13 protein-coding genes are annotated in these 19,228 nt (G+C 68.3%); 5 read left to right on the plus strand and 8 right to left on the minus strand.

The window, feature by feature from the left end:
- Window positions 1-27 precede the first annotated feature (27 nt).
- Window positions 28-1,824 (plus strand): DUF885 domain-containing protein, encoded by a 1,797-nt coding sequence (locus tag V8J38_RS03955; RefSeq protein ID WP_338577991.1) that lies wholly within the window; start codon window positions 28-30, stop codon window positions 1,822-1,824.
- A gap of 81 nt (window positions 1,825-1,905) precedes the next feature.
- Here the strand turns inward: V8J38_RS03955 and V8J38_RS03960 are convergent, their stop codons facing one another.
- On the minus strand, window positions 1,906-3,030 hold the full coding sequence (locus tag V8J38_RS03960) for a DUF1176 domain-containing protein (protein ID WP_338577992.1): 1,125 nt from the start codon (window positions 3,028-3,030) through the stop codon (window positions 1,906-1,908).
- A gap of 187 nt (window positions 3,031-3,217) precedes the next feature.
- On the opposite strand from V8J38_RS03960, the gene V8J38_RS03965 reads away from it, so the two are divergent.
- Entirely contained in the window at window positions 3,218-4,438 is a 1,221-nt protein-coding gene (locus V8J38_RS03965; RefSeq protein WP_291779469.1) for an NADP-dependent isocitrate dehydrogenase, read from the plus strand.
- Between the two features lie 346 nt (window positions 4,439-4,784).
- Complete coding sequence (locus V8J38_RS03970; RefSeq protein WP_338577993.1) at window positions 4,785-5,336, plus strand: DUF2939 domain-containing protein; 552 nt, start codon at window positions 4,785-4,787, stop codon at window positions 5,334-5,336.
- Window positions 5,337-5,429: 93 nt separating this feature from the next.
- Here V8J38_RS03970 and alaS read toward each other — a convergent pair whose 3' ends face one another.
- The 4 genes from alaS to V8J38_RS03990 form a co-directional block, all read right to left on the minus strand.
- Complete coding sequence (gene alaS / locus V8J38_RS03975; protein WP_338577994.1) at window positions 5,430-8,075, minus strand: alanine--tRNA ligase; 2,646 nt, start codon at window positions 8,073-8,075, stop codon at window positions 5,430-5,432.
- A gap of 278 nt (window positions 8,076-8,353) precedes the next feature.
- A complete protein-coding gene (rraA, locus tag V8J38_RS03980; RefSeq protein ID WP_338577995.1) occupies window positions 8,354-8,836 on the minus strand; it encodes a ribonuclease E activity regulator RraA in 483 nt (160 codons plus the stop codon).
- A 486-nt stretch (window positions 8,837-9,322) separates the two neighbouring features.
- Window positions 9,323-10,402 (minus strand): recombinase RecA, encoded by a 1,080-nt coding sequence (recA, locus tag V8J38_RS03985; RefSeq protein ID WP_291779483.1) that lies wholly within the window; start codon window positions 10,400-10,402, stop codon window positions 9,323-9,325.
- Window positions 10,403-10,571: 169 nt separating this feature from the next.
- Window positions 10,572-12,089 carry a CHAD domain-containing protein gene (locus V8J38_RS03990; protein WP_338577996.1) on the minus strand — a complete coding sequence of 506 codons (1,518 nt, stop codon included), beginning with the start codon at window positions 12,087-12,089 and terminating at the stop codon, window positions 10,572-10,574.
- Between the two features lie 80 nt (window positions 12,090-12,169).
- Between V8J38_RS03990 and V8J38_RS03995 the strand changes: the two genes are divergently transcribed.
- Window positions 12,170-13,750: a bifunctional GNAT family N-acetyltransferase/carbon-nitrogen hydrolase family protein gene (locus V8J38_RS03995; protein WP_338577997.1), complete on the plus strand. Its 1,581-nt coding sequence runs from the start codon at window positions 12,170-12,172 to the stop codon at window positions 13,748-13,750.
- Window positions 13,751-13,876: 126 nt separating this feature from the next.
- Here V8J38_RS03995 and V8J38_RS04000 read toward each other — a convergent pair whose 3' ends face one another.
- The 3 genes from V8J38_RS04000 to V8J38_RS04010 form a co-directional block, all read right to left on the minus strand.
- Entirely contained in the window at window positions 13,877-14,935 is a 1,059-nt protein-coding gene (locus V8J38_RS04000; RefSeq protein WP_338577998.1) for a CaiB/BaiF CoA-transferase family protein, read from the minus strand.
- A gap of 125 nt (window positions 14,936-15,060) precedes the next feature.
- On the minus strand, window positions 15,061-16,998 hold the full coding sequence (gene acs / locus V8J38_RS04005; RefSeq protein WP_422388314.1) for an acetate--CoA ligase: 1,938 nt from the start codon (window positions 16,996-16,998) through the stop codon (window positions 15,061-15,063).
- Window positions 16,999-17,033: 35 nt separating this feature from the next.
- Window positions 17,034-18,377: a DcaP family trimeric outer membrane transporter gene (locus V8J38_RS04010; RefSeq protein ID WP_338577999.1), complete on the minus strand. Its 1,344-nt coding sequence runs from the start codon at window positions 18,375-18,377 to the stop codon at window positions 17,034-17,036.
- A 181-nt stretch (window positions 18,378-18,558) separates the two neighbouring features.
- Between V8J38_RS04010 and V8J38_RS04015 the strand changes: the two genes are divergently transcribed.
- A complete protein-coding gene (locus V8J38_RS04015; RefSeq protein WP_338578000.1) occupies window positions 18,559-19,173 on the plus strand; it encodes a response regulator transcription factor in 615 nt (204 codons plus the stop codon).
- Window positions 19,174-19,228: the final 55 nt, after the last annotated feature.

Genomic DNA, 19,228 nt, shown 5'->3' on the forward strand with positions numbered 1-19,228 from the left:
GCGCGGCTCTGTTGGGGGAGTACCTGAATGATCAATCGCCGCAATCTTCTGCTGAGCGCCGCCGCGACTGCGGCCGCAGCGCCCCTGCTGGCCCAATGCGCCGCCGCCGCAAACGACGCCGATGCGCGCCTGAACGCCTTGCTGGACGGCTGGTTCGAGGCCGACATCGACGAGAGACCTGAGCGCGCCACCAACCTGGGTCTGGACAAGGACGCCCGCGCCGGCCTGTCGTCCAAGCTCAGCGAAGCGGGGCCCGACGCCATCCGCAAGGATCGTGAAAAGGCGGTCCGACGCTGGGACGAGCTGAAGGCGTTCGACCAGAAGGGGCTGTCCGAGGCCGGGGCGCTGAACTACGCCATCGCCGCCTTCGGGCGCGAGACGTCGGCCGAGACGGCGCGCTTCGACTATGGTTCGGGGCCGGGGCGTCCGTCGCCCTATATCGTGACCCAGCTGTCGGGCGCCTATTTCTCCACGCCCGACTTCATGGACAACCAGCACCGCATCGAGGACGCGGCCGGCGCTGACGCCTTCCTGTCGCGCCTGGAGGCCTTTGCGGGCGTGCTGGACGGCGAGACGGCCAAGGTTCAGGAAGACGCCGGTCTGGGCGTGATCCCGCCGGACTTCATCATCGACCGGATGCTGCCGCAGATCCGCACCCTGCGCGACACCCCGGCCGCCGACATGGCCATGATCAAGTCGTTGGTCCGCAAGGCCGGAGCGCTGAATCTGTCGGGTTATGACGCGCGCGCCGCCGCCCTGGTGGACGAGAAGGTCAAGCCGGCCCTGGCCCGTCAGATCGAGGCGCTGGAAGCGATCCGTCCAAAGGCGGTGCACGACGCGGGCGTGTGGCGCCTGCCGGACGGCGAAGCCTTCTACGCCGCCGGGTTGAAGTCGAATACCACGACCACGCTCTCGGCCAAGGAAATCCACGCCATGGGCGTCGAGCAGGTGGCCGAGATCTCGGCCGAGATCGACGCCATCCTGAAGTCTCAGGGCTATACTCAGGGCACGGTCGGCGAGCGGGTTCAGGCCCTGAACAAGGACCCCGCCCAACTGTTCCCCAACACCGACGCGGGCAAGGAAGAGCTGCTGAAGTGGCTGAACGAACAGGTCGCCGCGCTTGAGCCGAAGCTGCCGACCGTGTTCGGCCGTCTGCCCAAGACCCACGTCGAAATCCGCCGCGTGCCGGTATCGATCCAGTCGGGCGCGCCGGGCGGCTACTATCAGGGGCCGCCGCTGGATGGCTCGCGTCCGGGCGCCTACTACATTAACCTGCGCGACAGCGGGAACTGGCCGAAGTTCGCCCTGCCGACCCTGACCTATCACGAGGCCTCGCCGGGCCACCACCTGCAGGTCGCCCTGCAGCGCGAGTCGGGCGAACTGCCGCAATGGCGCCGCGCGGGCGGCTTCTCGGCCTTCAACGAGGGCTGGGCCCTGTACGCGGAGGCCGTGGCGGCCAACGACCTGGACGCCTATGCGGCCGATCCGCTGGGCCGGGTCGGCTTCCTGATGTCCTATCTGTTCCGGGCGGTGCGTCTGGTGGTCGACACCGGCATCCACTCCGAACGCTGGAGCCGTGAGCGGGCGGTCGAATATATGGCGGCCTCGGGCGCCAAGCCGCTGGACGCCTCGAACAGCGAGATCAACCGCTATTCGGTCTGGCCGGGGCAGGCCTGCGCCTACAAGGTCGGCCATACGGTCATCGCCCGCCTGCGTGAGGAGGCGCAGGCCAAGGACGGCTTCGACCTGCGCGCCTTCCACGACAAGGTGCTGGGCAGCGGCTCCCTGCCGCTGGCGGTGCTGGAAGGGCGGATGCGCGCCTGACGCGCGGCTGAGCCCTGAAACGAAAGACGGCCCGGACGTTTGCGCGTCCGGGCCGATTTCCTGTCGGGCGTCGTCGGTCTGTCAGGTCGCCGCGCGCCAGGTGGTCGGCCACAGGTCCTGCGGCACGGCCGTGCAGATCGGCATCGCCTTCTCGTTCAGCAGGGCGAAGCGTTCGCCGGTCCACGCCCAGCTTCCCATGCGGCCGCAGTCGCCGATGCCGCGTCCGCGGCCGAAGGCGGACAGGGTGCGGCTCTTGGGGTCATAGCGGCTGTTGACCAGCTCATCGTTGCTGCCCGTGGCCGTGGGGAAGTCGACCGGCTGAGGCGAAGTCCCGTCCGCCGGGGTGATGAAGTAGACCTGGGTGAAGTTGTAGGCGCCCTCGCCGCAGGGCACGCTCCACAACAGCTTGTCGGAGGCCAGGCGGGCCACCACGACGTCCGGCTCGAACCGCTCGCCCTTGCGGGACGTGGCCAGGCATTCCTGGACCTTGGGATGGGCCAGCAGGGCGGGCGACAGGTCGTCCTGCACCAGGCCGTCCTGAGGCGCGGCGGAGGCGATGGTCACGCGCGGCGCGGCGGGAGCGGCCGGCACCTCGGAGGCGGGGCGCTCGCCGCGCCGGATCAGGGCGGTGGTGGTGTCCAACCGCCCCTGGCGTTCGTCGATCCACAGGAAGGCGGCGGCGGCCCCGCCCAGGCTGACCTTCATCTGCCGGTCGCCGCGCCTCAGCGCCATGGCCGCGCCGCCGCCCAGATCGTGCAGAAGCTGGGGCGAGGGAGTGTTGAAGGCGACGACGTCGCCCTCCTCGTCCATCTTCGCGTTCCGACCCGCATAGCGACGTCCGTCGATCTCGGCGTAGACGGAGCCCTCGCCGTCCTCCAGGCCCCAGCCGCCCATGTGGACGACCGGGCGGGCGTCCGGCCCCGGCGCCAGGGCGACCAGGACGAAGCCCATCTGGTTCGCGCCCGGTCCGAAGGCGACGCAGTGGTTGGTGTTGTCGCAGGTCGCGGTCCAGTCGCGGAACTCGCGCGTCATGCTGGGCGGCTTGGCGGCGATCTGAACGGCGGGGGCAGGCGCGGCGGCGGCTTCAGCAGGAGGAGGCGCGGGCGGGGAGTCCTGCTTCGCGGCGGCCTCGTCGCCCTTGCAGGCGCCAAGGACGAGAGGAAGAAGGGCGACGGAGGCGGCGAACCGCAGGCGGCGAAGCGACATCAGGCGTTCCATGCGTTTATCGATCGGCGACGCCAAGCGTAGCCGTGAAGAAGCCAAGCGGCCAAGCTGCGGTTTCGTTCCGGCGGTTCGGTTCGAGCCGTGCGGCTTTCGTCCCCTTTGCGCCCGCGCGCAGGGGTCGCTATACCGCCTGCACCGAATTCCTTCCCTGAGAGACAGAGGCGTAAGCATGGCCAAGATCAAGGTCGCCAATCCCATCGTGGACATCGACGGCGACGAAATGACCCGGATCATCTGGCAGATGATCAAGGACAAGCTGGTCTTCCCCTATCTGGACCTCGAACTCGACTACTACGACCTCGGCATGGAAAGCCGTGACGCCACCGACGATCAGATCACGATCGACGCGGCCCACGCCATCCAGAAGCACGGCGTCGGCGTGAAGTGCGCCACCATCACCCCGGACGAGGCGCGCGTCGCCGAATTCGGTCTGAAGAAGATGTGGAAGTCGCCGAACGGCACCATCCGCAACATCCTGGGCGGCGTGGTCTTCCGCGAGCCGATCATCTGCAAGAACGTGCCGCGTCTGGTGCCGGGCTGGACCCAGCCGATCGTCGTCGGCCGTCACGCCTTCGGCGACCAGTACAAGGCCACCGACTTCCTGATGCCGGGCGCCGGCACCCTGTCGATCAAGTTCGTCGGCGACGACGGCGAAGTGATCGAGCACGAGGTCTACAAGTCGCCGGGCGCCGGCGTCGCCATGGGCATGTACAACCTCGACTCCTCGATCCGCGACTTCGCGCACGCCTCCTTCGCCTATGGCCTGCAGCGCAACTATCCAGTCTATCTGTCGACCAAGAACACCATCCTCAAAGCCTACGACGGCCGCTTCAAGGACATATTCCAGGAAGTCTTCGACGCCGACTACGCCGAGGAATTCAAGAAGCGCGGCCTGACCTATGAGCACCGCCTGATCGACGACATGGTCGCGGCTGCGATCAAGTGGTCGGGCGGCTTCGTCTGGGCGTGCAAGAACTACGACGGCGACGTGCAGTCGGACATCGTGGCGCAGGGCTTCGGCTCGCTGGGCCTGATGACCTCGGTGCTGATGACGCCGGACGGCAAGGTCATGGAGACCGAGGCCGCCCACGGCACCGTGACCCGCCACTACCGCCAGCATCAGAAGGGCGAGGCCACCTCGACCAACTCGATCGCCTCGATCTTCGCCTGGACGCGCGGCTTCAAGCACCGCGCCAAGCTGGACGACAACGCCCAGCTGGCCGAGTTCGCCGATACGCTGGAGCGCGTGGTCGTCGAGACTGTCGAGTCGGGCTTCATGACCAAGGACCTGGCCCTGCTGGTCGGCGATCAGCAGTCCTGGCTGACGACCGAAGGCTTCCTGGACAAGGTGTCCGAGAACCTGAAGAAGGCTCTGCCGGGCATCGGCTGAGGCTTTTTAGCGGGCCGCGCGACGCGGCTGAAACATCAAGGCTCGCCGGAGCGATCCGGCGGGCCTTTTGTTGTGCGCTTATCGCGTTCGCTCCCCTCAAACACGCCGTCATCCTCGGGCTTGACCCGAGGATCCAGGGTGGCGGCGCGCTCGACCTTGCCCATGTCCCGCACGCGGATGGCTGGATCCTCGGGTCAAGCCCGAGGATGGCGGCGGCGGGGACGGCGGGACGGAGCCGGTGAAAACACGCATTGAACCCGTCTGCGATCCATGTCCCTAATCCGCTTGGGGATTTTGGCGCCGTTTCGTCGTCGTCCCGTCGCGTTCGTAAGGCAGGGGAGGGCCGATGAACCGCAAGCTGATCATTCGTCTGGGGCTGACGGCGGGGGCCGTCTTCGTGCTCGCCTACGCCGCCTCGCCCCTGCTGGCGGCGCGGTCGTTGATCCAGGCGGCCAGGACCGGCGACGAGCGGGGGCTGGAGCGCCAGGTCGACTTTCCCGCCTTCCGCGCCAGCCTGAAGGACGAGTTGAACGCCCGCATGATGGTCGAGATGCGCAAGGACCGGCGCCTGGCCGACAGCGGCCTGTCGGGGCTGGGGATGCTGTTGGCGCCGGCCCTCGTCGGCGGGGCGGTGGACGCCTTCGTCACGCCGCAGGCGATCTCGATGATGGTGCAGGAGGGGCGAGCGCCCAAGCCGGAGGTCACGCGCCAGGAGCCTCAGGAGCCGAAGTCCGAGAACAAGCGCGTGCGCCAGTCCTGGGGCTATCGTGACCTGGACACCTTCGCCGTCACCCTGACCCGCGACGACCAGCCGGATGAGCAGGTCGCCCTGCTGATGAAGCGCCGCAACCTGTTCGGCTGGAAGCTGGCCGGGATTGATCTGGGGACGCCGGAGTAAAAATATCCGCTCATCCCTGCGGAGGGTTCAGCCCAAGATAAAGGGCGGCGCGTCGGATGCGCCGCCCTTCGTCGTCTCAGCTTGTGAGGACGATCAGCCCTTCAGCGCGGCGCGGATGGCGTTCAGGCCGTCCTCGGCCTTGGAGCCGTCGGGCGCGCCGCCCTGGGCGAAGTCGGGCTTGCCGCCGGCGCCCTTGCCGCCCATGGCGATGACGGCGTCGCGGGCCAGGTCGGCCGCATTGACCTTGCCCGCCATGTCCGGCGTCGCGGCGACGGTGATGGCCGCCTTGCCGTCGGTGACGCCGACCAGGGCGACGACGCCCGAGCCCACCTGCTTCTTGAAGTCCTCGGCCACGCCGCGCAGGCCCTTGCCGTCGACGCCGTCCAGAAGACGCGCGATCAGCTTGATGCCGCCGATCTCTTCCGGGGCCGCATTGGCGCCCGCGCCGCCGCCCAGGGCCAGCTGTTTCTTCAGGTCCGCGACCTGCTTCTCCAGCGTCTTGACCGAGGCCTGCAGGCCCTCGACGCGGGCCGGAACCTCGGCGGGCTGGATCTTGAAGCCTTGCGCCAGATGGCGGGCGACGTTGGCCTGATCCAGCAGGTAGCGGCGGGCCGCCTCGCCGGTCAGGGCCTCGACGCGACGCACGCCCGCGGCCACGCCGCCTTCAGAGACGATCTTGAACAGGGCGATGTCGCCGGTGCGGAAGACGTGGGTGCCGCCGCACAGTTCGACCGAATAGGCGCCCGGGCCGCTCAGCGCATGGCCGATGGTCAGGACGCGGACCTCGTCGCCGTACTTCTCGCCGAACAGGGCCACGGCGCCCGCTGCGATGGCGGCGTCGGGCGTCATCAGCTCGGTCGTGACCGGGACGTTCTGGCGGATGACGGCGTTCACTTCGTCTTCGACGCGGGCGATCTCCTCGTCCGTCATCGGGGCGTTGTGGCTGAAGTCGAAGCGCATCCGTTCGGCGTCGACCATCTGGCCCTTCTGGGCGACGTGGGCGCCCAGCACGTTCTTGACGGCGGCGTGGAACAGGTGAGCGGCCGAGTGGTTGGCGCGGGTGGTCGGGCGCGAGCCTTCCTCGACCGTGGCGGTCACGACCGCGCCGGTGGCCAGCGAGCCCTGGGTCACTTCGAGGGTGTGAACGTGCAGGTCGCCGCCGTGCTTCTTGGTGTCCAGCACGCGGCCTTCGCCGCCGCTCCAGACGAAGGCGCCCTTGTCGCCCGCCTGACCGCCGCCTTCGCCGTAGAAGGGGGTCTTGTCCAGCAGCACCTCGACCGTCTCGCCGGTCGCGGCGGACGCAGCTTCGGCGCCGTCCTTGACGATGGCGATGACCTTGCCTTCGCCGGTTTCGGACTCATAGCCGGTGAATTCCGTGCCGCCGTGCTGGTCGCGCAGGGCCAGCCAGGCGCCGGCCGAAGCCGTCTGGCCCGAGCCCTTCCAGTGCTCGCGCGAGCGGTCGCGCTGTTCGGCCATGGCGGATTCGAAGCCGTCGACGTTGACGCTGAAGCCGCGACGACGGGCCTCGTCCTGCGTCAGGTCCAGCGGGAAGCCGTAGGTGTCGTAGAGGGTGAAGGCCGTCTGGCCGTCCAGCATGTCGCCGGCCTTGAAGTCGGCCGTCGCCTGATCGAACAGGTTCATGCCGCGACCGAGCGTGGTGCGGAAGCGGATCTCTTCTTGCTTCAGCGTGTCCTCGATGAAGGCCTGGGCGCGGCCGAGTTCGGGATAGGCCTCGCCCATTTCCTCGACCAGGGTCGGCACCAGACGGTGCATCAGCGGGTCCTGGGCGCCCAGCAGGTGGGCGTGGCGCATGGCGCGGCGCATGATGCGCCGCAGGACATAGCCCCGGCCCTCGTTCGAGGGGGTCACGCCGTCGGCGATCAGGAAGGCGGTCGAGCGCAGGTGGTCGGCGATGACCCGGTGCGACGGCGCGCGCTCGCCCTCGGCCTTGGTGTGGGTCAGCTCTTCCGAGGCCGCGATCAGATTGCGGAACAGGTCCACTTCATAGTTGGAGTGGACGCCTTGCAGCACGGCGGCGATGCGCTCCAGACCCATGCCGGTGTCGACCGACTTCTTGGGCAGTTCGCGAACGATCTCGTCGTTCTCCTTCTCGAACTGCATGAAGACGTTGTTCCAGATCTCGACGAAGCGGTCGCCGTCCTCGTCCGGCGAACCGGGAGGGCCGCCGAAGATGTGGTCGCCGTGGTCGTAGAAGATTTCGGTGCACGGACCGCACGGGCCGCTGTCGCCCATGGCCCAGAAGTTGTCGTTGGTGGGGATGCGGATGATCTTCTCATCGGCGAACCCCGTGACCTTCTTCCAGATGTCGAAGGCTTCATCGTCGGTGTGATAGACCGTGACCAGCAGGCGGTTGGCGTCGAGGCCGAACTCCTTGGTCAGCAGGGTCCAGGCGCGCTCGATAGCGTGGTCCTTGAAGTAGTCGCCGAACGAGAAATTGCCCAGCATTTCAAAGAAGGTGTGGTGACGCGCGGTGTAGCCGACGTTGTCCAGATCGTTGTGCTTGCCCCCGGCGCGCACGCATTTCTGCGAGCTGGTGGCGCGGTTGTAGGGCGCGGTCGCCGCCCCGGTGAAATAGTCCTTGAACGGCACCATGCCCGCATTGACGAACAGCAGGGTCGGGTCGTTCTGCGGCACGAGCGGAGCCGACTGCACCTTCTCGTGGCCGTCGGCGGCGAAGTAGTCGAGGAAGGTGGAACGGATCTGCTTCAGGCTGGTCATGGGCGTATCGCTCTGGAACTCGGGCGCGCGGGAGGAAATATCGGAACCGGCGTCATATAGGGATTTTGCGCTGAGTGCATCACTGAGGCGTGATGCGGGCGGCGCGGGCGGGCGTTTTCGTTGTTCAGGACCATGTCGGCCGTCGCGCTCACCGTCATCCTCGGGCTTGACCCGAGGATCGGACTCTCCGCCTGCGGGACGATAGCGACCGAGGCGCGCGCCGCCTCGCGCGATCCTCGGGTCAAGCCCGAGGATGACGGAAGGAGGGGAGGCGAGCCTTAGTCGTGCAACCGCTCGGCTGACACGATGACCCCGTCCTCGTCGGCGTAGAGCCAGTCGCCGGGGGTGAAGATGACGCCGCCGAAGGCGGTGGGGATGTCGATCTCGCCGATGGCGTCGCGGTCGGCGCGCAGAGGGATGGTCCCCAGGGCTTTGACACCGACGTCCATGGTGTTGATGACAGCGCTGTCGCGCACGGCGCCGTGGACGACGATCCCGGCCCAGCCGTTGTCGATGGCCAGCTTCGCGAGATTGTCGCCGACCAGGGCGCGCTTCAGCGAACCGCCGCCGTTGACGACCAGGACGGCCCCTTGACCGGGCCGCTCCAGCGTCTGGCGGACCAGGGCGTTATCGTCCAGCACGCTGAGGGTGCGGATCGGGCCGTGGAAGGCCGCGACCTGGCCGAAGCTGCGGAAAGGCGTCTGGCAGACCTTCACCACATCGGTGTGGGCGTCGCAGAGGTCGGCGGTGGCGAAGGTCATGGGGAGGCTCCGGTTCTTTGTGGGGAGCTTGCCCGTTGGGAGCCATGGGGAACAAGGCCGTTGCGCGGAGAAACGCGTTGGCGGCGTGTCTCAATCTCCGCTCATCCCGGCGGATGCCGGGATCCAGTAAGAACGCCCGCGCCTCGCCATCTGTTGACCGCTGCGCCTTGGAAGCCAAAGCACTGGATCCCGGCGTCCGCCGGGATGAGCGGGAGAGGGGCTGCGCAAAAAAAGAGGCCCGCCCGAAGCAGGTCGGGCGGGCCGATCTCCGTCCGACCGGCCACGCGGGGTCGGTAGGCGGGTCGCGCAGCGGCGAACGGAGAAGCTCTGGCCGATCAGGAAAGGCCCGCCCTTTCCGCCGTCATCCTCGGGCTTGATCCGAGGATCGGACCGCATGCGCGATCCGGGCGGAGAAGGAAGAGGGCGTTTCCCGACTGGATCCTCGGGTCAAGCCCGAGGATGACGGCGTTCAGATGATGGGACGGATCAGCCCTCCAGGTCCTGGCCCTCATCGGGTTCGGGGGCACCCAGCATGTCGTCGGCGATCTTGGCCGTGGACTGGCGCACCGCCTTCTCGATGGCGAGGGCCATGTCGGGGTTGTTCTTCAGGAACTCCTTAGCGTTCTCGCGGCCCTGACCGATGCGGGTGGAGTCGTAGGAGAACCAGGAGCCGGACTTCTCGATGATGTTGGCCTTGACCCCCAGGTCGATGATCTCGCCGATCTTGGAGATGCCTTCGCCGTACATGATGTCGAAGATGACCTCGCGGAACGGCGGGGCGACCTTGTTCTTGACCACCTTGACGCGGGTGGTGTTGCCGACCACCTCGTCGCGGTTCTTGATCGCGCCGGTGCGGCGGATATCCAGGCGCACCGAGGCGTAGAACTTCAGCGCATTGCCGCCCGTCGTCGTTTCCGGCGAGCCGTACATGACGCCGATCTTGTGACGGATCTGGTTGATGAACAGGACGATGCACTTGGACTTGGAGATCGAGGCCGTCAGCTTGCGCAGGGCCTGCGACATCAGACGGGCCTGCAGGCCGGGCAGGCTGTCGCCCATTTCGCCCTCGATTTCGGCGCGCGGCGTCAGGGCGGCGACGGAGTCGACTACCACGATGTCCACGGCGCCCGAGCGCACCAGGGTGTCGACGATCTCCAGCGCCTGCTCGCCCGCGTCGGGCTGCGACACCAGCAGGTCGTCCAGGTTGACGCCCAGCTTCTGGGCGTAGACCGGGTCCAGCGCGTGCTCGGCGTCGACGAAGGCGGCCACGCCGCCCTTCTTCTGGACCTCGGCCACGGTGTGGAGGGCCAGGGTCGTCTTGCCCGAGGATTCGGGGCCGAACACCTCGATCACACGTCCGACCGGCAGGCCGCCGATGCCGAGCGCCAGGTCGAGGCCCAGCGAGCCGGTCGAGACGCTCTCGATCTCGGCCACCTGTCCGGCCTTGCCCAGTTTCATGACCGAGCCCTTGCCGAAGGCGCGATCGATCTGTGCGATCGCCGCCTCGAGAGCGCGTTGTTTGTCGCCGTCTTCTTTACCCACGAGCTTCAGTGCCGCCTGTGACATTGGTTTTCTCTCCCTTGCCATGATTCCCATCTGACTTCGGGAGAGACCCGCCACGGACCCGCTCCCTTGGTGAGCCGGACTATGGACACGGTTTGTTCTTGTTCGCAAGATGTTCTCGTGAACTGAACGAGAACATTTATTGAGATACGACCGATTGTGTCGTGATCTCTCAGCCGCGCCAATAGGGGCGGACGCGGGATAGGCGGGCGAAGGCGCGGCTTGAGGCGGCGTGCAGGACGGCGGCGCTCTGTTCGCGGCGGCCGACCAGGCGTCCGGCGGCGAAGGCGATCTCGGGCGAGGTCAGTCGGGCCTCGGCGGGGATGCGGTCGCGCGCCACGGCCAGGTCGTTGAGGGCGCCGAAGCGGTCCTGCACCTGCTCCAGGCTTTTGAGGAAACGCCGCTCGCGGCGGGGATGGGCGAACAGGCCGGCGAAGAACTCGGCGGCATAGCGCAGGCGTTTGACGCGGATGCGCAGACGGTGGCGGCCTGCGGCGTCCAGTCGGTCGAGACGGCGGCCGCCGCGTCGTACGCGTCGGTTCAGCCTTTGCAGGGCCTCGGCGGCGAACTCGGCGACAGGCCGCTGTCGACGCCAGGTCCGCACCGGATCGGGGTCGCTGCGCCAGGCGCCGGTCTCGATCCAGGCCAGAGCCTCGAACATCAGGGCGGCGTAGCGCGGCGAATCGATCGCCGCCATCGCCCGGCGGTAGGCGCCGCTGCGGGCCGCCAGCAGTCGCAGGCCCAGGGGAGCGAGGTCGGGGTCGGGCGTCTCCAGCGCGGCGGGGTGGAAGACATCGCGGATGAAGACGTCGAGGCCGCGGGCGGCGTCGGTCTCATGCGCCAGCCATTTCAGCTCGGCGACGACGGGAGCGGCGTCCTCGCCCAGCAGGGGGGCGAACACGGACAGGGCGGCGCGCAGGCGACGCAGGCCCACGCGCAGCTGATGCAGGGCCTCGGGCCGACGCACCCGGCGCAGCAGTTCGGCGTTGGCCGAGACCTGGCCCAGGGCGGCCAGGGCCGTGCGGCGCAGGGCGGCCTCGGCGCTCAGGGCGCGGGGCAGGGGATCGGCGAGGGCGGTGCGGGGGGCGCGCTCCGCCCCCAAGGCCAGGCGCCAGCCGCGCTCGGCCTTGCTCTCGAACAGGGGGACCAGGGCGATGTCGGCCGACAGGCGCCGGGCCAGGGCGAACAGAGCCTGGGGCGGGCCGCCCTTCAGCTCCAGTTCGAGTTCGCGCAGGGGTTCGACGCGGTCGCCCGCCGACAGTTCGCCCTCGTCATAGGCGGCCTCGATCACCGCGCCGTCGAAGGCGACCAGACGGGTGCGGCGGCGCACCGTGCTGGCGAAACGGGGAGCCAGGTCGCGGCGGCGGCCTTTCAGCAGGGCGGCGGCGGGCGTCGCCTTCAGCGCTTTCCAGTCGAGGGCTTCGCCGGCGACCGGCGTCTCCCATTCGGCGCGGTTGAGAACGTCGCCGCCGGTCTGGCCCTTCAGGGTCTGGACGAAGCCGCGTCCCGTGGCGCGTACTCGCAACCCCCAGCCGGCGCGCCGCAACACCTGGTCGGGCGTGTCGAAATAGACGGAGCGCAGGGACTGCACGCTGTCCTCGCCCGCCAGGGCCGGGTGGGCGGCCAGGCGGGCGGCGGCGCCCGGTCCCAGCCGAAATTTCAGTTCGATTTCCTGCGTCATGCCGGACATGACGCCATTGTGCGCCTATCCTCATGCCGGTCCAAGACGATGAAATGATCCAACGGCCAAGCTCGAGCGTTAGGGAGTGCATGACTGATCTTCAGACCGCCCAAACCACCCAGACCGCCGAACCGGCCAAGCCCGCCGTCCTGACCATCCGCAACGCCCGCATGGGCGACGTCGCCGGGATCAACGCCCTGGTGGCGCGGGTCTACAAGGATATGCCGCCCTATACGGCGGGGATGCTGCGCGGCCAGATCGCCACCTATCCCGACGGCCAGTTCGTGGTCGAGTTCGAGGGCGAGATCGTCGGCTACGCCGCCAGCTTCCGCATTGACGAAAAATCGGCCATGGGGCCGCACACCTGGGACCAGATCACCGGCGGCGGCTATGGCGCGCGGCACGATCCCGAGGGCGAGTGGCTGTACGGCATGGAGGTCTGCGTCGACCCCGCCCGGCGCCGCCTGCGCATCGGCCAGCGCCTGTATGACGCGCGCCGCGACCTGTGCGAGGCGCAGAACCTGAAGGGCGTGGTCTTCGGCGGGCGGATGCCGGGGCTGGCGCGCCGCCGCGCCGCCTATCCCGACCCGAACGCCTATGTCGAGGCGGTGCGCGACCGCAAGGTGAAGGACCCGATCATGGCCTTTCATCAGCGCTCGGGGTTCGAGCCGGCGGGGGTGCTGCTGAACTATCTGCCGTCGGACAAGGCGTCGTTGGGCCATGCGGCGCGCTGGGTCTGGCGCAACCCCTACTATGTCGAGGCGACGGGCAAGGGGGCGGCCTTTGCGGTCAAGGAGACGGTGCGCGTCGCCACCGTCCAGCTGCAGATGCGCAAGGTCGAGAGCTTCGGCGAGTTCATGGACAACGTCGAATATTTCGTCGACGTGGGGTCGGACTATCGCGCCGACTTCGTGGTCTTCCCCGAGCTGTTCACGCTTCAGCTGCTGTCGCTGGAGACGAAGAAGCTGACGCCTGCGGAATCGATCGAGGCCCTGACCCGCTACACGCCGCGCTTCGTCGAGGCGATGCGCGAGCTGGCGGTCGGCTACAACGTCAACATCATCGGCGGCTCGCACCCGACGCGGACCGAGGACGGCGAGATCCAGAATGTCGCCTACGTCTTCCTGCGCGACGGCTCGGTGCATGAGCAGGAGAAGATCCACCCGACCCCGAACGAGCGCCACTGGTGGAACATCAAGGGCGGCGACCGGGTCCACGCCATCCCGACCGACTGCGGGCCGATCGGGGTGATGATCTGCTATGATTCCGAGTTCCCCGAACTGGCGCGGCGTCTGGCGGACGAGGGGGCGCGCATCCTGTTCACCCCCTTCTGCACCGACAACCGGCAGGGGTATCTGCGGGTGCGTTATTGCTCGCAGGCGCGGGCCATCGAGAACCAGTGCTACGTCGTCCTGTCGGGCAATGTCGGCAACCTGCCCAACGTCGAGAATATGGACATCCAGTATGCGCAGTCGTGCATTCTGACGCCGTGCGACTTCCCTTTCGCGCGCGACGGGGTGGCGGCTGAGGCCAGCGAGAACGTGGAAACGGTGACGGTGGCGGACCTGGACCTGTCCGATCTGGCCTGGGCCAAGGCGCAGGGGACGGTGCGGAACCTGCGCGATCGGCGGTTCGACCTCTACAAGACGGTGTGGACCGACGGAGGGTGACCTTACCTCCGCTCATCCCGGCGGACGCCGCGACCTAGTAAGAGCAGCGCGCGCGAGGCCTGGTTGTTCATGCCGCGCGGGTGGGGCCAAAGCACTGGGCCCCGGCGTCCGCCGGGGTGAGCGGGATTATATGGGCTGCTTTGCCGGACTGTTTCGGAACCGGGGCGCAGGCGCGGGCTGCACCACGCCCTGCGCGGTGACGAAGGCGTTGCGGGCGCGGTTGTGCGGGTGGTCGGGCGCCTCGGTCATGGACAGGACGGGGGCGACGCAGGCGGCTTGGGCGTCGGGGTCGTTGCACCAGTCGTCGCGGGTGCGGGTGCGGAAGACGGCAGCCAGCTTGTCCTTCAGCCTTGGCCACTGAGCCGGGTCGAACGGTATGGCGAAGTCAGGATCGCTGGCCAGCCCCGTCAGCCGCATCAGGGCGATGTAGAAGGCCGGTTCGATGGCGCCGACGGCGAGGTATTTGCCGTCCTTCGTCTCATAGACCTCGTAAAACGGCGCGCCCGTGTCGAGCAGGTTGACGCCGCGCTCGTCGCGCCAGGCCAGGCTGGGCGGCAGGGGCGCGGGCAGGTTCTGGCGGAAGCCCCAGATCATGCTCATCAGCAGGGAGGAGCCGTCGGTCATGGCGCAGTCGATGACGTCGCCGCGCCCGGTGCGCTGGGCCTTCAGCAGGCCCGCCACCATGCCGAAGGCCAGCAGCATGCCGCCGCCGCCGAAGTCGCCGACCATGTTGATCGGCGGGGTCGGCTTCTCGCCCGCTCGGCCGAAGGCGTGCAGGGCGCCCGAGACGGCGATGTAGTCGATGTCGTGGCCCGGCGCCGGGGCCAGCGGCCCGTCCTGACCCCAGCCGGTCATGCGGCCGTAGACGAGGCGCGGGTTGTCGGCCAGCAGCGCGTCGGGCCCGAGGCCGAGACGCTCCATCACGCCGGGACGGAAGCCCTCGATCAGGCCGTCGGCGGTGCGGATGAGGTCGCGGATCAGGGCGGCGCCTTCGGGCGTCTTCAGGTCGGCCTCGACCAGGCGGGCGCGGCTGCGGTTCAGGGGATCGCGCGGGTCGGGCGCGGCGCCGGGGCGGTGGACCAGCACTACCTCGGCCCCATGATCGGCCAGCATCATGCCGCAGAAGGGGGCGGGGCCGATGCCGGCGATTTCGATGATGGTCAGGCCGTCGAGGGTTCCGCTCATGTCCGGCACTGAAGCCGAGGCGGGCGGCCCCGTCCAGCTTGCGCCGTTCGGGACCGCCTCTTCGGGGGGAGCTGAATGATGTACCGCTCACCCCGGCGTCCGCCGGGATGAGCGGATTTGGATGTCTACGCCGCCCGGTTCTTCACCAGATCATCCACGACCGACGGATCGGCCAGCGTCGAGGTGTCGCCCAGGGCGCCCAGTTCGTTCTCGGCGATCTTGCGCAGGATGCGCCGCATGATCTTGCCCGAGCGGGTCTTGGGCAGGCCGGGCGCCCACTGGATCACGTCAGGGGCGGCGATGGGGCCGATCTCCTCGCGGACCTGGGCGATCAGGGCCTTGCGCAGGTCTTCGGTAGCCTCAACCCCCTTGTTCAGGGTGACATAGGCGTAGATGCCCTGGCCCTTGATATCGTGGGGGAAGCCGACGACGGCGGCCTCGGCCACGTCGTCGTGCAGGACCAGCGCGCTCTCGACCTCGGCGGTGCCCATGCGGTGGCCCGAGACGTTGATGACGTCATCGACCCGGCCGGTGATCCAGTAATAGCCGTCCTCGTCGCGGCGGCAGCCGTCGCCGGTGAAATACTTGCCCGGATAGGTCGAGAAATAGGTCTCGAAGAAGCGTTGGTCGTCGCCATAGACCGTCCGCATCTGGCCCGGCCAGCTGTCGGTGATGCACAGATTGCCCTCGGTCGCGCCGTCCAGAACCGCGCCGTCGGCGTCGACGATCTGCAGCTCGACGCCGGGCAGGGGCTTGGTCGCCGAGCCGGGCTTCAGGTCCGTGGCGCCGGGCAGGGGCGAGATCAGGGCGCCGCCCGTCTCGGTCTGCCACCAGGTGTCGACGATGGGCAGGCGGCCCTCGCCGACGACCTCATGATACCAGCGCCAGGCCTCGGGGTTGATCGGCTCGCCGACCGTGCCCAGCAGGCGCAGGGACTTGCGGCTGGACGCCTTCACCGGCGCGTCGCCGTCGCGCATCAGGGCGCGCAGGGCCGTGGGGGCGGTGTAGAAGATGTTGACCTGATGCTTGTCCACCACCTCCCAGAAGCGGCTGACGGTCGGATAGTTGGGCACGCCCTCGAACATCAGGCTGGTCGCCGCATTGGCCAGGGCGCCGTAGACCACATAGGTGTGGCCCGTGACCCAACCCACGTCGGCGGTGCACCAGAAGACCTCGCCGGGGCGATAGTCGAACACCAACTCATGCGTATAGCTGGCCCAGAACAGATAGCCGCCGGTGGTGTGCAGCACGCCCTTGGGCTTTCCGGTCGAGCCCGAGGTGTAGAGGATGAACAACGGGTCCTCGGCGTTCATCGGCTCGGGCGGGCAGTCGGGCGAGGCCTTCTCGACCTCAGCGCCCCAGTCCAGGTCGCGGCCCGCGACGAAGGGAACCTCGGCGCCGGTATGGCGCAGGACCACGACCGTCTTCACGCCCGCGACCTTCTCCAACGCCTTGTCGACGTTGGCCTTCAGCGGCACGCGCTTGCCGGCGCGGCAGCCCTCGTCGGCGGTGATGACGAAGGTGGATTCGCAGTCCTCGATCCGCCCGGCGATGCTGTCGGGCGAGAAGCCGCCGAAGATGACCGAATGCACGGCGCCGATGCGGGCGCAGGCCAGCATGGCGTAGGCCGCTTCGGGGATCATCGGCAGATAGATGGTGACGCGGTCGCCCTTCTTGACGCCGTTGGCCTTCAGCACGTTCGCCAGGCGGCACACACGCTCATGAAGCTGGCCGAAGGTGACGGTTTCGCTGTCGGTCGGTTCGTCGCCTTCCCAGATGATGGCGACCTCGTCCCTGCGGGCGGGCAGGTGGCGGTCGATGCAGTTGACCGAGGCGTTCAGCACCCCGTCCTCGAACCAGCGGATGCGGAAGTCTTCCTTCTTGAAGGAGACGTCCTTGATCTTGGTCGGAAAGGTCATCCAGTCCAGCCGCTCGGCCTGCGTAGCCCAGAAGGCGTCAGGGGTCTCTCGCGCCTGAATCCGGGCCGCTTCATAGCCGGCGCGGTCCATGTGGGCGCGGGCGGCCAGTTCGGCGGGGACGGGATAGATTTCCGGATCAGACACGCGATTTTCCTCCAGGGTCTTTTTCTTCTTCGGCCTTAGAAGCCGTATTTGGCGAACAGGATCAGACGGGTCATGTCGCCGTCCAGCCCTGACTCGAGTTTGCGATCAGCGAACATCACCTCGGCGCCGACATCAAACGCCGCAACCGGCGACCAGATCAGATTGGCGTGAAGGCTCTGGGCCGAGCGGTTGGCGGCCGCGCCGGTCAGGGCGACGTCGTTGTCGACCTTCTGCGTGGACCAGATCAGGCTGGAGCGCCAGCCCGGCGCCCAGACGTGGCGATAGGCGGCGAAGCCCGCGACCACGCCGATGGCCTCAAGCTCGCCCGAGGCGTCCAGCACCGCGTCGTTGGAGAAGTTCAGCCCGACATAGCGGCCGATGCCTTCGCCGCCGGTCAGCATCAGGCGGATGTCGTCCTGGGCCCCGACCTTGAATAGCGCCGAGGCCGACAGACCCCAGCCTGTGGCGGTCGAATCGATGTCGGTCGCCGGGTTCTGATACTTCAGCTGACGCACCAGGCCGGACAACTGGACCGCGCCCCACGGACGGCTCAGCGCGTAGCGGGCGGTCAGGTCGGGCAGGCTGTTGTCGTCGGCGATGATCCGCGCGCCGCCGCCGAAGGGGGTGACGGTCGTCTCGGGGTTCTCCAGCGCGATGGAGAAGGGACCGCGCGTGTAGCGGACCTGGGCCTGACGGGCGAAGACCGTGCCCTCGGCCGCGCCGACGAAGTCCGCCGATTCCGGCAGGACGGCGGTGTTCTGGAAGTTGGTCCACTCCTGGCCGATCAGCCAGTTGTCGATGGTGACGAAGGCGCGGCGCAGGGCGGGGTTCGAGCCGCTGGTCGTGCGCTGGTCGCCCGAGCCGGGCAGGGTCTGGAAGTCCATCTCCAGCCGCGTGCCGATCTTGTGGCCGCCGACCATGCCGTCGGTGGTCAGCCAGAAACGGGTCTGGCGGGCGTTGAAGTCGGTCGCGACGTCCTCGCTGTCGCCGCCGACGGGGATGGCGCCGGGCAGGTGATAGTCGCGCAAGGGATCGCCGTTGGCGGGGTCGCCGCCGGAATATTTCGACGCCGTGAAGTCGGTCTTGATGAAGCCGCCGAACTTCACCGTGTGGTCGCCGATGCGGAAGCCGTCCGAAGGCGGCGCCGGCGCGGAGACAGGCGCCGGCGCCGGACGCGTCTCCAGACGGATGATGTCCTGGGCCTGCGACGCCTGCTGGGTGCGAGAGGCGGCGACTTCGGACTTCAGGCTGTTCAGCTCGGCTTCGAGCTGGGCGATGCGGGCTTCCAGGGCGACGCTGGCCTCTTGAGCCAGTGCGGCGCCGGGGACAAGCAGCAACGCGGCCGCAGCCGCGCCGCCGAACAGACGGCAGCTTCCCATGCGAGGTCCTCCCAGACCGTTGTTCCGGGCCTGTCTGTCGCAGGCCTCAGGACGGCAGCATTCCGCTCGGTCAGGGTTTGCGGCCATTAGCCATTCGTCTAGTTTCGACCAAAGTCGAGGCGCGGCATGGTGTCGTCGCGACGCGGCCGATGAACAAGAACCGCGCGCGGGAAGGACGTCCATGGACCGCATCGTCGTCGCCGACGACCACCCCCTGTTTCGCGCGGCCCTGACCTCGGCCGTCGAAAAGGCGTCCGAAGGCGCGCAGATCGTCGAATGCGCCAGCCTGGCCGAGGCGCAGGCCGCGCTGGGCGCGGCGCCGACGGACCTGCTGCTGCTGGACCTGAAGCTGTCGGACGTGGACGGCATGACGGGCCTGACCCTGATCCGCGCCGATCATCCGGCCGTGCCGGTCGCCGTGGTCTCGGCCAGCGAGGAGGCGCCGACCATCCGCCGCGCCCTGGCGCTGGGGGCGGCGGGCTTCATCCCCAAATCGGCCGCCCTGCCCGAAATGGTCGAGGCGATCCGGGCCATCCTCGAAGGCGAGACCTGGGCGCCCGAGGTCGAGGCGGCGAGCGAGGAAGAGGCCGACCTGCAAGCCCGCATCGCCAGCCTGACGCCGTCGCAGCTGCGGATTCTGGAGGGGCTGAAGGTCGGGCGGCTGAACAAGCAGATCGCCTTCGACCTGGGCGTCACCGAGGCGACGATCAAGGCGCACCTGACGAGCGTCTTTCGCAAGCTGGGCGTGCAGAACCGGACCCAGGCGGTGATCCTGGCGCAGTCGCTGGATATTTAGGCACGCTTTCTCCCTCCCCTTTATGGGGAGGGTGGCTGAGGCCGTCAGGCCGAAG

It is taken from the genome of Brevundimonas olei, from assembly GCF_037055245.1.
In the GTDB taxonomy this organism is placed as follows: domain Bacteria; phylum Pseudomonadota; class Alphaproteobacteria; order Caulobacterales; family Caulobacteraceae; genus Brevundimonas; species Brevundimonas olei.

Bases quoted from the DNA above. Each gene is read 5' to 3' on its own strand.
- V8J38_RS03955 (WP_338577991.1), top strand. From the start codon at position 28: ATGATCAATCGCCGCAATCTTCTGCTGAGCGCCGCCGCGACTGCGGCC.
- V8J38_RS03960 (WP_338577992.1), bottom strand. From the start codon at position 3,030: ATGTCGCTTCGCCGCCTGCGGTTCGCCGCCTCCGTCGCCCTTCTTCCT.
- V8J38_RS03965 (WP_291779469.1), top strand. From the start codon at position 3,218: ATGGCCAAGATCAAGGTCGCCAATCCCATCGTGGACATCGACGGCGAC.
- V8J38_RS03970 (WP_338577993.1), top strand. From the start codon at position 4,785: ATGAACCGCAAGCTGATCATTCGTCTGGGGCTGACGGCGGGGGCCGTC.
- alaS (WP_338577994.1), bottom strand. From the start codon at position 8,075: ATGACCAGCCTGAAGCAGATCCGTTCCACCTTCCTCGACTACTTCGCC.
- rraA (WP_338577995.1), bottom strand. From the start codon at position 8,836: ATGACCTTCGCCACCGCCGACCTCTGCGACGCCCACACCGATGTGGTG.
- recA (WP_291779483.1), bottom strand. From the start codon at position 10,402: ATGTCACAGGCGGCACTGAAGCTCGTGGGTAAAGAAGACGGCGACAAA.
- V8J38_RS03990 (WP_338577996.1), bottom strand. From the start codon at position 12,089: ATGTCCGGCATGACGCAGGAAATCGAACTGAAATTTCGGCTGGGACCG.
- V8J38_RS03995 (WP_338577997.1), top strand. From the start codon at position 12,170: ATGACTGATCTTCAGACCGCCCAAACCACCCAGACCGCCGAACCGGCC.
- V8J38_RS04000 (WP_338577998.1), bottom strand. From the start codon at position 14,935: ATGAGCGGAACCCTCGACGGCCTGACCATCATCGAAATCGCCGGCATC.
- V8J38_RS04010 (WP_338577999.1), bottom strand. From the start codon at position 18,377: ATGGGAAGCTGCCGTCTGTTCGGCGGCGCGGCTGCGGCCGCGTTGCTG.
- V8J38_RS04015 (WP_338578000.1), top strand. From the start codon at position 18,559: ATGGACCGCATCGTCGTCGCCGACGACCACCCCCTGTTTCGCGCGGCC.